General features: G+C 65.5%; 13 protein-coding genes. 10 read left to right on the top strand and 3 right to left on the bottom strand.

All coding sequences use genetic code 11. The features are described from left to right. Positions 1–92: 92 nt before the first annotated feature. Together QA649_RS27610 and QA649_RS27605 are read right to left on the bottom strand one after the other, a co-directional pair. Complete coding sequence (locus tag QA649_RS27610) at positions 93–1289, bottom strand: acetyl-CoA C-acyltransferase (protein ID WP_283019957.1); 1197 nt, start codon at positions 1287–1289, stop codon at positions 93–95. Between the two features lie 280 nt (positions 1290–1569). Beyond that, the gene (locus QA649_RS27605) at positions 1570–2340 is read right to left on the bottom strand and encodes an enoyl-CoA hydratase (protein ID WP_283019956.1); all 771 of its coding nucleotides are present in this window, start codon (positions 2338–2340) and stop codon (positions 1570–1572) included. 149 nt (positions 2341–2489) lie between these two features. Between QA649_RS27605 and QA649_RS27600 the strand changes: the two genes are divergently transcribed. After that, positions 2490–3017 carry a PaaI family thioesterase gene (locus QA649_RS27600; RefSeq protein ID WP_283019955.1) on the top strand — a complete coding sequence of 176 codons (528 nt, stop codon included), beginning with the start codon at positions 2490–2492 and terminating at the stop codon, positions 3015–3017. Between the two features lie 70 nt (positions 3018–3087). After that, entirely contained in the window at positions 3088–3708 is a 621-nt protein-coding gene (locus QA649_RS27595; protein ID WP_283019954.1) for a TetR/AcrR family transcriptional regulator, read from the top strand. A 110-nt stretch (positions 3709–3818) separates the two neighbouring features. Here the strand turns inward: QA649_RS27595 and QA649_RS27590 are convergent, their stop codons facing one another. Continuing rightward, positions 3819–4727, bottom strand: coding sequence for a LysR family transcriptional regulator (locus tag QA649_RS27590; protein ID WP_283019953.1), 909 nt, complete (start codon positions 4725–4727; stop codon positions 3819–3821). A 102-nt stretch (positions 4728–4829) separates the two neighbouring features. Between QA649_RS27590 and QA649_RS27585 the strand changes: the two genes are divergently transcribed. From QA649_RS27585 to QA649_RS27550, 8 genes are all read left to right on the top strand, one after another. Continuing rightward, the gene (locus QA649_RS27585; protein WP_283019952.1) at positions 4830–6326 is read left to right on the top strand and encodes a CoA-acylating methylmalonate-semialdehyde dehydrogenase; all 1497 of its coding nucleotides are present in this window, start codon (positions 4830–4832) and stop codon (positions 6324–6326) included. 129 nt (positions 6327–6455) lie between these two features. Next, positions 6456–7601 carry an isobutyryl-CoA dehydrogenase gene (locus QA649_RS27580; protein ID WP_283019951.1) on the top strand — a complete coding sequence of 382 codons (1146 nt, stop codon included), beginning with the start codon at positions 6456–6458 and terminating at the stop codon, positions 7599–7601. Beyond that, complete coding sequence (locus tag QA649_RS27575) at positions 7598–8665, top strand: enoyl-CoA hydratase/isomerase family protein (protein WP_283019950.1); 1068 nt, start codon at positions 7598–7600, stop codon at positions 8663–8665. The genes QA649_RS27580 and QA649_RS27575 overlap by 4 nt, the downstream gene beginning before the upstream one ends. A gap of 25 nt (positions 8666–8690) precedes the next feature. Continuing rightward, complete coding sequence (gene mmsB / locus QA649_RS27570) at positions 8691–9578, top strand: 3-hydroxyisobutyrate dehydrogenase (protein ID WP_283019949.1); 888 nt, start codon at positions 8691–8693, stop codon at positions 9576–9578. 128 nt (positions 9579–9706) lie between these two features. Continuing rightward, entirely contained in the window at positions 9707–11422 is a 1716-nt protein-coding gene (locus QA649_RS27565; RefSeq protein ID WP_283019948.1) for an AMP-binding protein, read from the top strand. Beyond that, positions 11423–11902 carry a MaoC family dehydratase gene (locus tag QA649_RS27560; RefSeq protein WP_283019947.1) on the top strand — a complete coding sequence of 160 codons (480 nt, stop codon included), beginning with the start codon at positions 11423–11425 and terminating at the stop codon, positions 11900–11902. It begins immediately after the preceding gene. A 224-nt stretch (positions 11903–12126) separates the two neighbouring features. Further along, positions 12127–13044 (top strand): SDR family NAD(P)-dependent oxidoreductase, encoded by a 918-nt coding sequence (locus QA649_RS27555; protein ID WP_283019946.1) that lies wholly within the window; start codon positions 12127–12129, stop codon positions 13042–13044. Positions 13045–13082: 38 nt separating this feature from the next. Next, a complete protein-coding gene (locus QA649_RS27550; protein WP_283019945.1) occupies positions 13083–14258 on the top strand; it encodes a TIGR03862 family flavoprotein in 1176 nt (391 codons plus the stop codon). The last annotated feature ends 9 nt before the right edge of the window (positions 14259–14267 follow it).

The raw sequence follows: 14267 nt of genomic DNA, 5'->3' as shown, positions 1-14267 counted from the left end.
GGCGAGCCTCAAGGACCCGCGCCATCGTTGCAATCTGACACAGTTGAGGGAAGTCTGAAATGCCAGACTTCCCTCAATTTCGGACATTGGCGCTAATGCGTCTGGCGCTCCACCGCGATCGCGGTGGCTTCGCCGCCGCCGATGCAGAGCGCCGCGATGCCGCGCTTGAGGTTTTGCGCCTCCAGCGCATGCAGCAGCGTCACGATCAGCCGCGCGCCCGTGGCGCCGATGGGATGGCCGAGCGCGCAGGCGCCGCCATTGACGTTCAGCTTCTCTCTGGCGATGCCGAGATCGCGCTGCGCCGCCATCGCCACCACGGCAAAAGCCTCGTTGATCTCGAACAGGTCGACGTCGCCCGCGCTCCAGCCGACCTTGTCCAGCAGCTTGCGGATCGCCGGGATCGGTGCCGTGGTGAACCATTGCGGCTCCTGGCTGTGGGTGGCATGGCCCTTGATCTCGGCGAGAACAGGCAGGCCGCTCCGATCGGCAAGCGAGCGCTTCGTCAGCACTAGCGCGGCGGCACCGTCGGCATTGGCCGAGGAGGCCGCCGGCGTGATCGTGCCGTTGGCGCGGAACGCCGGCTTCAGCCCGGGGATCTTTGCGGGGTCAACCTTCAGCGGATGCTCGTCGTTGGCGATGATGCGGGGACCCGCCTTCTCGGTCAGCGTGATCGGCGCGATCTCCGCCTTGAACGCGCCGCCCTCGACCGCCTTGCGCGCGCGGCTCAGCGTCTCCATCGCATAGGCGTCCTGGTCCTTGCGGGTGAACTGATAGGCTTCCGCAGTCGCTTCGCCGAAATCGCCCATGGAGCGGCCGGTCTCGTAGGCGTCCTCAAGGCCGTCCATCATCATGTGGTCGATGATGCGGTCGTGGCCGACACGATAGCCGCCGCGCGCCTTGGCGAGCAGATAGGGCGCGTTGCTCATGCTCTCCATGCCGCCGGAGACGACGATCTCGGCCGAGCCGGCGCGGATGATGTCGTGCGCCAGCATGGTCGCCTTCATGCCGGAGCCGCAGACCTTGTTCACCGTGGTGGCGCCGGTGGCATCGGGAAGCCTGGCCGCGCGCGCCGCTTGCCGCGCTGGCGCCTGGCCTTGTCCTGCCGGCAGCACGCAGCCCATGAAGACCTCGTCGACTTTCTCAGGCGCGAGTTTTGCGCGCTCCAGCGCCGCCCCGATCACGTACGAGCCGAGCTTGTGTGCGGGGAGTGGCGACAATTCGCCCATGAATCGGCCGAGCGGCGTGCGGGCGGCGGAGACGATGACGACGGGATCGGCGGCTTCGGCCATAATGGGGCTCCCTGGCGATGATGTGTAAGATTATGGTCATCATATGATGCGGCGCAAAAAATGCAACCGCGCGAGGGATGAGAAAATGTCGTGGGTCGGATGAGATTTGCTCGTGCGAGCGAGGGAGGCTTACCTACGGCACACTGTCATCGCCCGCGAAAGCGGGCGATCCAGTATTCCAGAGGCCATGCGGCTAGAACCGAGAGGCTGCTGCGTACTGGATGCCCCGCCTTCGCGGGGCATGACACCGTCTTTGAGGGAGCGCCTTCGTTCCTCGCGCCTACCGCTTCCTGTTCACGAACGCGCCCATCAACCGTGTCGGCTCGTCCGTCAAAAACGACTCGCCGAACACCTTCACGCTGAGGTTCACCGACTCCGTCAGCGGCAATTCCTCCCACTGCCGCAGCAGCGCCTTCTGCGATCGCAGCGCCTCGGGGCCGCATTCGAGCAAGGCTTTCACCAGGTGTTCGATCTCCGCATCCAGCCCGCCCTCCGGCGCGACCTTGTCGACCAGCCCCCAGGCGAGCGCGGTGGCTGCGTCGATGTTTTCGGCCGTCATCACCAGCCATCGCGCGCGGGCCCAGCCGATCAGGCGCGGCAACAATGCGGCATGGATTACCGAGGGGATGCCGACGCGGACCTCCGGCATGCCGAAATGGGCATCGTGCGCGGCGATGCGGAAGTCGCAGGCCGCCGCCACTTCGAGCCCGCCGCCGAGGCACCAGCCGGGCATGCGCGCGATCACCGGGGCAGGGAACTGGCGCACGGCCTCGCAGAGATCGCGCAGGCGGCTGATGAACGCTTCTGCGGATTTCTGGTCGAGCCTGGCCATCTCCTTGATGTCGGCGCCGCCGATCATGCTCTTCTCGCTCTGGCCGCGCAGCACCACGGCGCGGATGCTGCGGTCGGTGGTGAGCCTTTGCAAACCTTCGCGCACCGCGTCGGTCATGGGCGAGCCCAGGATATTCAGCGAGCCGGCGTTACAGATCGCGACATGAACGACGCCGCGCGCATCGCGCGTGATGCCGCAGTGGTTGTTGAGCATTTCCATCGTGGATCTCGCCTTCTTGGACAGGCGCGAAGCGCGCCGGCCGGGATCACTTCCGGGCCGAAACGCCCTCCTTGTCAAGCGGCGGGAGGGGGAGTTGCAAGGCCGAAGTCCGCAGCATAGTATGATGTATATCATCCAAAGAGGCTGCCATGACCGGTGACGATCAACTCGACCTGTTTTCGCGCGCGCAACGGCGCGAGCGCGTGGTGGACTGGCAGGTGCCTGCGCCGGTCGCCAAGGTGGCCATGGGCCTGTCAGGCATGGACGCCATGCTCGGCATTCGCGATGGCCGTCTGCCTCCACCGCCGTTCGCAAAACTGATCGGCTTCACCATGGCCGTGGTTGAGCCGGGCCGGATCGTGATGGAACTAGAGCCGCGCGAGGATCTCGAAAATACCATCGGCCTGCTGCACGGCGCGACCGCCGCCGCCCTGATCGATACCGCCATGGGCTGCGCGATCTCGACCCGACTGGAAGCTGGGCAGTCGTCCGTGACCCTCGACCTGAAAATGACGTTCCTGCGCCCGCTGTCGGTACGTTCCGGGCTGATCTCGGCCGAGGGCAAAATCATCAAGCTGGGGCGCCAGACCAGCTACACCGAGGGTTTCGTTCGTGACGGCAAGGGTGCGCTGGCGGTCCATGCAACTGCAACCTTTTCCATGATCGGCAATGTCTGAACACGAATTAATTCACCGTCCGGTCCATTCCTGTGTTATGAGATGATCTCCGACATGCAATGAGACGTCCATGCGCTATTCCCGGGAACACAAGCAGGAAACCCACGACCGCATCGTGAAGAAGGCTTCGGTGCGGCTGCGCGAAAAGGGCGCGCACGGTATCGGCGTCGCCGACCTCATGAAGGAGGCGGGCCTGACCCATGGCGGTTTCTACGCGCATTTCGATTCCCGCGAGGCGCTGGTGATCGAGGCCTTTGCCTATGCGATGGACCGCTCGATGGAGCACTGGCGCAAGATCACCGGCGAGGCCTCGCCGGAGAAGCGGCTGGCGCTGATCGCCGAGGCCTATCTCTCGGCGCTGCACCGCGACAATCCCGGCCACGGCTGTTCGATCCCTTCGCTCGGCGCCGAGATCGCCCGCGAGAGCCCGAAGACGCGCAAAGCGTTTGCCGGCAAGCTCGACGAGATGATCGAGATGATGACCGACTACGTCCCGAACCAGCCGCGCAAGGCGGCGCGCAAGCAGGCGATCGCGACGCTGGCGACGATGGCCGGCACCATGCTGCTGGCCCGCATCGCCGGCTCCAGCGAATTGTCGGACGAGGTGCTGAAGGCGGGGCGGGACAGCGCGCTGGGCGGCGTGAAGCGGGAGCCGGTGAAGGTGGCACCGGCCAGGAAGAAGCAGAACTAGGCGAGATGCCGTGGGGCGGGCAAAGGCGCGGCAGCGCCGTGCCCACGTTCTTTCCATGATCCTGAGATTTGGTGGGCACGCTTCGCTTTGCCCACCCTGTGAGACCTGCGCTACCGCCCCGCAAACAGCGCCCGCTCGCGCTCCACGATCTCGCCGATGTAATCCGCCACCGCCCTGATCCGCGCGAGGTCCTTGCTGTCGGCGTGCATCAGCATCCAGAACGTTCGCGTGATCGAGATCTCCTCCGGGAGCACGGCCACCAGCTGCGGATACTCGCTCGCCATGAAGTGCGGCAGCACGGCGATGCCGAAGCCGGAGAGGGTGGCGTTGAGCTGCGCGATCAGGTTGGCGCTGCGGAAGCGCGCGGAGATGCGCGGTGACACCTGCGGCAGATAGTCGAGCTCCGGCGTGAACAAGAGCTCCTCGATGTAGCCGACGAAGCGGTGCTGCACCAAATCCTGCCGAGACTCGATCTTCGGGAAGCGGTCGAGATAGGCGGGGGCGGCGTAAAGCCCGAGGCGGTAGTCGAGCAGCTTGCGGCCGACGATGCGGCCTTCCTTCGGCATGGTCAGGCTGATTGCGATGTCGGCCTCGCGCTTGGAGAGACTGAACAACCGCGCGGTAGCCACAAGTTGCAGATCGAGATCGGGATACCGGTCGGCGAAGGGCGTCAGCCGCGGCGCCAGGAACGCGGTGCCGAACCCATCAGGCGCGCCGATCCGCACCGTCCCGGTCAGCCGCGCCACCGAGCCGCCGACCTGTTCCTGGTTGGCGACGATGGTCGATTCCATCGCTTCGGCGCTGTCGGCGACGCGCTGGCCGGCCTCGGTGAGGAGATAACCGGTTTTGCGCCGGTCAAACAGCTTGGCCGAGAGGTGCTTTTCCAGCCGGTCGACGCGGCGGATCACGGTGGCATGGTCGACGCCGAGCTGTTTTGCCGCAGCCGACACCGAGCCGCCCCGCACGATGGCCAGCACGAAGCGAAAGTCGTCCCAATCGATAGCGCCTTGATCCAGCATTTTCGCACATCTATGGTGCATTATCTCAGACTTGAATCCTATAAAATGCAGGTCAATAGGATTTGTCAAAGCGTTCAAGCTCGCCCTCAAGGAGATCATTCCATGCGTTCAGTCGGACATTTCATCGGTGGCAAGGAGGTCAAAGGTACCTCTGGCCGCACCGCCGACGTTTTCGAGCCGATGACCGGCGACGTGCAGGCCAAGGTGGCACTGGCGTCCAAGGCCGAGGTCCGCGCCGCCGTCGAGAACGCCCGCGCCGCACAGCCGGAATGGGCTGCGACCAATCCGCAGCGCCGCGCCCGCGTGATGATGAAATTCGTCGAGCTGGTTCAGCGCGACTACGACAAGCTCGCCGAGCTGCTCGCGCGCGAGCATGGCAAGACCGTGCCGGACGCCAAGGGCGACATCCAGCGCGGCCTCGAGGTCGCGGAATTCGCCTGCGGCATCCCGCATCTGATGAAGGGCGAGTACACCGAAGGCGCCGGCCCCGGCATCGACATCTATTCCATGCGCCAGGCGCTCGGCGTCGTTGCCGGCATCACGCCGTTCAACTTTCCGGCGATGATCCCGATGTGGAAGTTTGCCCCGGCAATCGCCTGCGGCAACGCCTTCATCCTGAAGCCGTCGGAGCGCGATCCCGGCGTGCCGATGCTGCTCGCCGAACTCATGATCGAGGCGGGCCTGCCGGCCGGCATCCTCAATGTCGTCAACGGCGACAAGGAAGCCGTCGACGCCATCCTCGACGATCCCGATATCAAGGCCGTCGGCTTCGTCGGCTCCACGCCGATCGCGCAGTACATCTACGAGCGCGCAGCCCAGACCGGCAAGCGCTGCCAGTGTTTTGGTGGCGCCAAGAACCACGCCATCATCATGCCCGATGCGGACATGGACCAGGCCGTGGACGCGCTGATCGGCGCCGGCTACGGCTCGGCCGGCGAGCGCTGCATGGCCGTCTCGGTCGCGGTCCCCGTCGGCAAGTCCACCGCCGACCGGCTCATGGAAAAGCTGATCCCGCGCGTTGAGGGCCTCAAGATCGGCACCTCGATCGATCCGTCGGCCGATTACGGTCCGCTGGTCACGCGTGAGGCGGTCGAGAAGGTCAAAGGCTACATCGACATCGGCATCAAGGAAGGCGCAACGCTCGCCGTCGACGGCCGCGGCTTCAAGATGCAGGGCTACGAGAACGGCTTCTATCTCGGCGGTTCGCTGTTCGACAACGTCACCAAGGACATGCGGATCTACAAGGAAGAGATCTTTGGCCCGGTGCTCTCGGTCGTGCGCGCGCATGATTACAAGGAAGCGCTGGCGCTGCCGTCGGACCACGACTACGGCAACGGCGTTGCCATCTTCACCCGCGACGGCGACGCCGCGCGCGACTTCGCGGCCAAGGTCAACGTCGGCATGGTCGGCATCAACGTGCCGATCCCGGTGCCGATCGCCTATTACACCTTCGGCGGCTGGAAGAAGTCGGGCTTCGGCGATCTCAACCAGCACGGCCCGGACTCGGTCCGCTTCTACACCAAGACCAAGACGGTGACCTCGCGCTGGCCGTCCGGCGTCAAGGAAGGTGCGGAGTTCTCGATCCCGCTGATGAAGTAAGGCTGTAGCCCAGCCCGTCATTGCGAGGAGCCCTTGCGACGAAGCAATCCAGACTATCTCTGCGGAGGGATGCTGGATTGCTTCGCTGCGCTCGCAATGACGATGGAGTGAAAAGGTAGGCCGCCCAGCATGCAATTCGCTCTGAACGAGGATCAGGTCGCGATTCGCGACATGGCGTTGGCGTTTGCGGCGGAGAAGATCGCGCCGCACGCGTTGCGCTGGGACGAGGAGAAGCATTTCCCCGTCGACGTCATGCGCGAGGCGGCAGCGCTCGGCATGGGCGGCATCTACATCCGCGACGACGTCGGCGGCTCCGCGATGTCGCGGTTCGACGCGGCGCTGATCTTCGAGGCGCTGGCGACGGGCTGCCCGACCACCTCCGCCTTCATCTCCATCCACAATATGGCGAGCTGGATGATCGATGCCTTCGGCAGCGACACCCAGCGCCATCAATGGCTGCCGAAGCTCTGCACCATGGAGCTGATCGCGAGCTACTGCCTGACCGAGCCGGGCGCCGGCTCGGACGCGGCTGCGCTGCGCACCCGCGCGGTGCGTGACGGCGACCACTACGTCCTCAACGGCCAGAAGCAGTTCATCTCGGGTGCCGGCGGCACCGATCTTTTGGTGGCGATGGTGCGGACCGGCGGCGACGGCCCCGGCGGCATTTCGACACTCGTGATCGACGGCAAGACGCCGGGCGTCTCCTTCGGCGCCAACGAGCGCAAGATGGGTTGGAACGCGCAGCCGACCCGCGCCGTGATGTTCGAGAACGCCCGCGTACCCGTCGTCAATCGCTTGAGCGAGGAGGGCGTCGGCTTCAGGATCGCGATGGCCGGCCTCGACGGCGGCCGCCTCAACATCACGGCGTGTTCTCTTGGTGGTGCCCAAACGGCGCTCGACAAGGCGCGCGCCTACATGAAGGAGCGCAAGGCGTTTGGAAAGCGGCTCGACGAATTCCAGGCCCTGCAATTCCGTCTTGCCGACATGGCGATCGAGCTGGAGGCCGCGCGCACATTCCTCTGGCGCGCTGCTGCCGCACTGGATCGCAAGGACCCCGACGCCACCATGTTGTGCGCGATGGCCAAGCGGTTCGGCACCGATGTCGGCTTCGAGGTCGCCAATCACGCCCTTCAGCTTCACGGCGGTTACGGTTACCTCAGCGAATACGGCATCGAGAAGATCGTGCGCGATCTGCGCGTGCACCAGATCCTCGAAGGCACCAATGAAATCATGCGGCTCATCGTGGCGCGCAAACTGATCGAGGGCGCGCGATGAGCGGAGCGGAAGAGGGCGATCTGGTCGCCCGCGTCGAGGGCGCGGCGGGCATCATCCGGCTGAACCGTCCCAAGGCGATCAACGCCGTCACGCTGGAGATGTTTCGCGACATCGAGAAAGCGCTCGACCGCTTCGAGGTCGATCCGGCCGTCAGTGTGATCGTGCTGGAAGGCGCCGGCGAGCGCGGCCTCTGTGCCGGCGGCGACATCCGCACGCTCTGGGAGAGCTCGAAGGTCAATGGCGATCTCGGCAAGATCCTGTGGCGCGAGGAATACATCCTCAATGCCCGGATCAAGAAATTCCCAAAACCCTATGTCGCCTTCATGGACGGCATCGTGATGGGTGGCGGCGTCGGCTTGTCCGCGCATGCCAGCCATCGCGTCGTCACGGATCGCACGAAACTCGCGATGCCCGAGGTTGGGCTCGGCTTTTTCCCCGATGTCGGCGGCACCTATTTGTTGTCGCACTCGCCGGGCGAGATCGGTACCTATTTTGGCCTCACCGGCCAGATCATGAACGGGCCGGATGCGATCCACGCGAAGTTTGCCGATTGGGTGGTGCCCGCCTTGAGGCTGCCCGAGCTGCGCGCGGCACTGACGAGGGTCCGTTCCGGTGCGACCGCCGCCGAGGTCGGCAAGCTCATCCAGGGCTTTGCAACCGGCGAGACGGCAGGGCCGGTCGCGGCGAAGGAGCCGGCGATCGACGCGCTGTTCGGCTTCGACCGCATGGAGGATATCGTCGCGGCGCTGAAGCGTGACGGTTCCGACTTCGCGCAGGCCACGCTGAAGACGCTCAACGAAAAATCGCCGCGCGGCATGGTGGTGACGCTGAAGCTGCTAAGGCTGGCGCGCACCGCGTCGAGCCTGGAAGAATGCCTGGTGCGCGAATATCGCGCCGCGCTGGAAGTCTTCCGCAGCGACGATTTCCGCGAGGGTGTGCGCGCCGCCGTGATCGACAAGGACCGCAGCCCGACCTGGTCGCCGCCGCGGATCGAAGATGTGACGCCGGACATGCTTGCGCCGTATCTCGCCGAGATCGGCGCCGACGAACTGAAGTTCAACTAACAACGCGACAGCGGAGGAAACGACAATGGCCACGATCGCATTCATCGGTCTCGGCAACATGGGCGGCCCGATGGCGGCCAATCTGGTCAAGGCCGGCCACAAGGTGGTGGCGTTCGATCTCGTCGAGGCCTCCCGCAACCAGGCCAAGGCCGACGGCGCCGGCATCGCCGACAGCGCGGCGGGCGCGGTGAAGGGTGCCGATGTTGTCGTCACGATGCTCCCCGCAGGCAAGCACGTGCTCGGCGTCTGGAACGAGGTCGTGCCCGCCATGGCCAAAGGCGCGCTGATCATCGACAGCTCCACCATCGACGTCGAGAGCGCGCGCCAGGCGCACGCGCTTGCCGCCAAGAGTGGCGTGCTTTCGGTCGATGCGCCGGTCTCCGGCGGTACCGGCGGCGCCAAGGGCGCGACGCTCACCTTCATGTGCGGCGGTGACGACAAGGCATTTGCGGCGGCAAAGCCCGTGCTGGAGAAGATGGGCAAGAAGATCGTGCATTGCGGCGGCGCCGGCGCAGGGCAGGCGGCCAAGATCTGCAACAACATGATCCTCGGCATTTCCATGATCGCGGTCAGCGAAGCCTTCGCGTTGGCTGAGAAGCTCGGGCTCTCGCATCAGGCGCTGTTCGACGTCGCCTCGACTTCCTCGGGCCAGTGCTGGTCGCTCACGACCTATTGCCCGGTTCCAGGTCCAGTGCCGACCTCGCCGGCCAATAACGACTACAAGCCAGGCTTTGCCTCCGCGCTGATGGTGAAGGACCTGACCCTGGCACAGGACGCCGCCAAGGCCGCGGGCGCGGCCACGCCGCTCGGCAAGCATGCGCAGGAGATCTATCAGTCTTTCGACGCAGCCGGGCAGGGCGGGGTGGATTTTTCCGGAATTATCAAGCACGTTCGCAGCCTCGCTGGAAAATAGCGGGGCTTCGTAGCCCGGATGGAGCGAAGCGAAATCCGGGATAATTCCGTCCGGAGCCCTGGCCGGCCCCGGATTGCGCTTCGCTCCATCCGAGCTACGCTCGAAGATCAATTCGACGGGCTCTGATCATGACGACATTCTTGGAAGCACGCGCGTTTCTTCTGGCTCACCGCACGGACTACGAGACAGCGGTGAAAGGCTTCCGCTGGCCCGATCCGGCTCCCTTCAACTGGGCGCTGGACTGGTTCGATGAGCTCGCGAAAGATGCCGAAGCAAAGGACCGTCCCGCGCTCTGGATCGTCGATGCTGCGCAGGACAAACAGACAAAACTGTCCTTTGCGGCGCTATCGCGCCGATCCAACCAGATCGCAAACTTCCTCCGCGCGCAGGGCTTGAGGCGCGGCGATCATCTTCTGCTGCTGCTCGGCAATGTGGTTCCGCTGTGGGAGACGATGCTCGCCGCGATGAAGCTCGGCGTCGTCGTGATTCCCGCAACCACGCTGCTCACCGCCGACGAACTGCGTGACCGGCTCGATCGCGGCAAGGCGAAGGCGGTCGTCGCAGCACAGGATCAGGTCGCCAAATTCGCAAGCCTTGGTGCCGAGAATGTCGTGCGTATTGTGGTTGGCGCGGGTTCGGATGGCTGGCTCGCCTATGACGAAGCGGAAAAGGCTTCCGAAAGCTTCACGCCCGACGGTCCGACCCATGCCGACGATCCGATGCTGCTCTATTTCACCTCGGGCACGACAGCAAAACCAAAGCTCGTCCGGCACAGCCAGCGCAGCTACCCCGTCGGCCATCTCTCGACGATGTACTGGATCGGCCTGAAGCCCGGCGACGTCCATCTCAACATCTCTTCGCCCGGCTGGGCCAAGCATGCCTGGAGCTGTTTCTTCGCGCCGTGGAATGCCGGCGCGACCGTGTTCGTGGTCAACCAGCCGCGCTTCGACGCCAAGGCGCTGCTCGCCACCATCGGCCGCTGCGGCGTCACCACGCTGTGCGCACCGCCGACGGTGTGGCGGCTGTTCATCCAGGAGAACCTCGCGTCGTTCAAGGTGGCCTTGCGCGAGGTCTGCGGCGCCGGCGAGCCGCTCAATCCTGAGGTGATCGACCAGGTGCAGGCCGCCTGGGGTCTCACCATCCGCGACGGCTACGGCCAGACCGAGACCACCGCGCTCGCCGGCAACTCGCCCGGGCAAAAGATCAAGATCGGCTCGATGGGGCGGCCGCTGCCGGGCTATCGTGTGCAGATCAGCGATGCCGACGGCAACCCCGCGAGGGAGGGCGAGGTGACGCTGGTGCTGGGCGATGACCGTCCCGCCGGACTGATGCAGGGCTATCAGGGCGACGACGGCAAATTGTCCGGTGCCGAAGGCGCGCTCTATCGCAGCGGCGACGTCGTGTTCGAAGACGCCGACGGCTATCTCACCTTCGTCGGCCGTTCCGACGACGTGTTCAAATCCTCGGACTATCGCATCAGCCCGTTCGAACTGGAGAGCGTGCTGCTGGAGCATGAGCTGGTCGCGGAAGCCGCGGTGGTGCCGAGCCCCGATCCGATCCGGCTCGCGATCCCCAAGGCGTTCGTGCTGCTGACCTCGGGCGCGGAACGCTCGCCGGAGACCGCGCTGTCGATCTTCCAGCACCTGCACACGCGCCTGGCGCCGTTCAAGCGCATTCGCCGCCTCGAAATCGTCACCGAACTGCCGAAGACGATCTCTGGCAAAATCCGCCGCGTGCAGCTACGACGGCTCGAACGCGATGATGATCGCGGCGATCCGCTGCGCGGCCGGGAATTCCGTGAGGAGGATTTTCCGGAGCTGCCGAAAACACGGAGTGAGACCTAAGTGAACGAAGTCTGGAAGAAGCCGCCGATTACCCTGGGCGCCTATCAAGCCATGGTCGGCAAGGAGATCGGCGTGTCCTCGTGGCACCTGATCGACCAGCCCCGCATCGACACCTATGCCGACGTGATCGAGGATCACCAGTTCATCCACGTCGATCCTGAGCGCGCGAAGAAGGAGACGGCGTTCGGCACCACCATCGCGCACGGTTTTCTGACGATGTCGCTGCTGTCGATCATGTCGTACGAGGTGATGCCCGTGATCGCGGGCACCACGATGGGGGTGAATTACGGCTTCGACAAGCTGCGCTTCATCTCGCCGGTGCGCTCGGGCAAGCGCGTCCGCGGCCGCTTTGTGCTGGCGGAAGCGAAGCTCCGCAAGCCCAATGAGCTACAGTCCCGTACCAACGTGACGGTCGAGATCGAAGGCGAGGACAAGCCGGCGCTGGTCGCCGACTGGCTTGGCCTGATCTATTTCGCCTGACCTGAGGCGTCGTTGCCGGGCTTGACCCGGCAACCCATCGCTGCTCAAAAAGCGACACGAGCGGGGTCTTACCCTCTCCCCTTGTGGGAGAGGGTGCCTCGCGGAACGCGAGGCGGGTGAGGGGTCTCTCTCCGCGAGCGCACCTGCCGAGAGAGACCCCTCATCCGGCGCTTCGCGCCACCTTCTCCCACAAGGGGAGAAGGGAAGAATAGAGATTCTTACCCATGGCAATCAGGTTCGACGGACGCGTCGCCATCGTCACCGGCGCAGGCAATGGTCTCGGACGCGCGCATGCGCTGGGGCTCGCCAGCCGCGGCGCCAAGGTCGTGGTCAACGATTTCGGCGGCGCGCGCGACGGCACCGGCGGCTCGCTGTCGCCGGCGGAGGCCGTGGTCGAGGAAATCCGCAAAGCCGGCGGCACCGCGATGGCCGACGGCGCCGACGTGTCGAATTTCGAGCAGGTCACCGCCATGGTCGAGCGCGCCACCAAGGAATGGGGCAGCGTCGACCTCTTGTGCGCCAATGCAGGCATCCTCCGCGACAAGTCGTTCGGCAAGATGGAGGCCGCCGATTTCCAGAAGGTGCTGGACGTGCATCTCGTCGGCACCTTCTATTGCTGCAAGGCCGCCTGGGCCGGCATGCGCGACCGCAATTACGGTCGCATCGTGCTGACGACCTCGTCCTCAGGCCTCTACGGCAATTTCGGCCAGGCCAATTACGGCGCGGCGAAATCCGGCATGGTCGGCCTGATGAACGTGCTGGCCGAGGAAGGCCGCAAGACAGACATCCGCGTCAACATCATCTCGCCGACGGCGGCCACCCGCATGACCGAAGAGCTGCTGCCGCCGCAGGCGCTGCAGCTGATGAAGCCGAACGCGATCACGCCCGCGGTCGAGTACATGCTGAGCGAGGACGCGCCGACCCGCACCATCATGGGCGCCGGTGCCGGCTCCTTCGCGGTGATCAAGATCGTGGAGAGTGAAGGCATCAACCTGCCGGAGTCCGAGTGGACGCCGGACGCGATCGCCGCGCATTTCGCCGAGATCAGCGACATGTCGAAGGCCAGGGCGCTGCAGGGCGCGTTCGAGCAGACGCAGAAGTACGTGGCGCAGGCCGCGGCGCGGGCGGGGATCAAGCTCTGACCGACGTCGCCGTCATCGGTGCCGGTCCCGCCGGGCTGATGGCGGCGGAGGTGCTCGCGTCAGGCGGCGCCCGTGTCACCGTCTACGACGCCATGCCGTCCGCGGGCCGCAAACTCCTGATGGCGGGCCGGGGCGGACTCAACCTCACCCACAGCGAGCCGCTGCCGCAGTTCATGGCGCGCTATCGCGAGGCGATGCCGAGGTTGCAAGCGGCAATCGAGGCATTTTCTCCCGACGCGTTGCGAGCCTGGAGCGAGGCCTTGGGCGAGCCGACCTTTGTCGGCACCAGCGGGCGGGTGTTTCCGAAAGCATTCAAGGCGTCTCCGCTGCTGCGCGCCTGGCTGCGGCGGCTCGATGCCGCCGGCGTCCGGTTCGCCTTTCGCCACCGCTGGACCTGCTGGGACGGCGAAGGGCGGCTGCTGTTTCGAACACCAGATGGCACGTCGGCCGTCGCCGCTCGCGCCACCGTGCTCGCGCTCGGCGGCGCGAGCTGGCCGCGCCTGGGCTCGGACGGCAGCTGGGTCGACATCCTCGCGGCAAAGGGCATTGCCGTCTCGAAGCTGCGGCCGGCCAATTCGGGCTTCACGGTCGCCTGGTCCGATGTGTTCCGCGACCGCTTCGAGGGCCAGCCGCTCAAGGGCGTGGCGCTGACGATCGGCACGCACACGGTGCGCGGCGAAGCGATGATCACGCGGAGCGGCATCGAAGGCGGCGCGATCTATGCACTGTCGGCCGAGCTGCGCGAGGCGGTGCTGAATCTCGGGCAGGCGCGGCTGGGAATCGCGTTGCGGCCCGACCTCGATGCCGCCGCTCTGACCTCGCGGCTGTCAGGCACGCGCGGCAAGCAATCGCTGGCAAACTTCCTGCGGAAGGCCGCGCAATTGTCGCCGGTCGGCATCGGCTTGATGCAGGAAACCGCCATCGCCTCCGGCCGTCCGCTGGCCGCGTTCTCGCCGGCCGAGCTTGCGGAACTGATCAACGCCATTCCGGTTCAGCTCACCGGTGTCGCGCCGATCGAGCGTGCGATCTCGACGGCGGGCGGGATCAGCTTTGATGAACTCGACGACGGCTTCATGCTGCACAAACTGCCCGGCGTGTTCGCTGCCGGCGAGATGCTGGATTGGGAAGCCCCGACCGGGGGCTATCTGCTCCAGGCGTCGTTTGCGACGGGTGTGGCGGCGGGTGGGGGTGTGTTGCGTTGGCTCAACTGCTAACCGCCGTCA

This window comes from Bradyrhizobium sp. CB1717, from assembly GCF_029714325.1.
Lineage (GTDB): Bacteria > Pseudomonadota > Alphaproteobacteria > Rhizobiales > Xanthobacteraceae > Bradyrhizobium.
Note: the sequence above shows the minus strand (reverse complement) of the source record. Positions and strands in the feature narration are given on the sequence as shown.

Excerpts from the sequence above, each read along its gene's own strand:
- QA649_RS27565 (WP_283019948.1), top strand. The coding sequence starts at position 9,707 with ATGACGACATTCTTGGAAGCACGCGCGTTTCTTCTGGCTCACCGCACG.
- mmsB (WP_283019949.1), top strand. The coding sequence starts at position 8,691 with ATGGCCACGATCGCATTCATCGGTCTCGGCAACATGGGCGGCCCGATG.
- QA649_RS27555 (WP_283019946.1), top strand. The coding sequence starts at position 12,127 with ATGGCAATCAGGTTCGACGGACGCGTCGCCATCGTCACCGGCGCAGGC.
- QA649_RS27550 (WP_283019945.1), top strand. The coding sequence starts at position 13,083 with ATGGCGGCGGAGGTGCTCGCGTCAGGCGGCGCCCGTGTCACCGTCTAC.
- QA649_RS27575 (WP_283019950.1), top strand. The coding sequence starts at position 7,598 with ATGAGCGGAGCGGAAGAGGGCGATCTGGTCGCCCGCGTCGAGGGCGCG.
- QA649_RS27605 (WP_283019956.1), bottom strand. The coding sequence starts at position 2,340 with ATGGAAATGCTCAACAACCACTGCGGCATCACGCGCGATGCGCGCGGC.
- QA649_RS27610 (WP_283019957.1), bottom strand. The coding sequence starts at position 1,289 with ATGGCCGAAGCCGCCGATCCCGTCGTCATCGTCTCCGCCGCCCGCACG.
- QA649_RS27590 (WP_283019953.1), bottom strand. The coding sequence starts at position 4,727 with ATGCTGGATCAAGGCGCTATCGATTGGGACGACTTTCGCTTCGTGCTG.
- QA649_RS27595 (WP_283019954.1), top strand. The coding sequence starts at position 3,088 with ATGCGCTATTCCCGGGAACACAAGCAGGAAACCCACGACCGCATCGTG.
- QA649_RS27600 (WP_283019955.1), top strand. The coding sequence starts at position 2,490 with ATGACCGGTGACGATCAACTCGACCTGTTTTCGCGCGCGCAACGGCGC.
- QA649_RS27585 (WP_283019952.1), top strand. The coding sequence starts at position 4,830 with ATGCGTTCAGTCGGACATTTCATCGGTGGCAAGGAGGTCAAAGGTACC.
- QA649_RS27580 (WP_283019951.1), top strand. The coding sequence starts at position 6,456 with ATGCAATTCGCTCTGAACGAGGATCAGGTCGCGATTCGCGACATGGCG.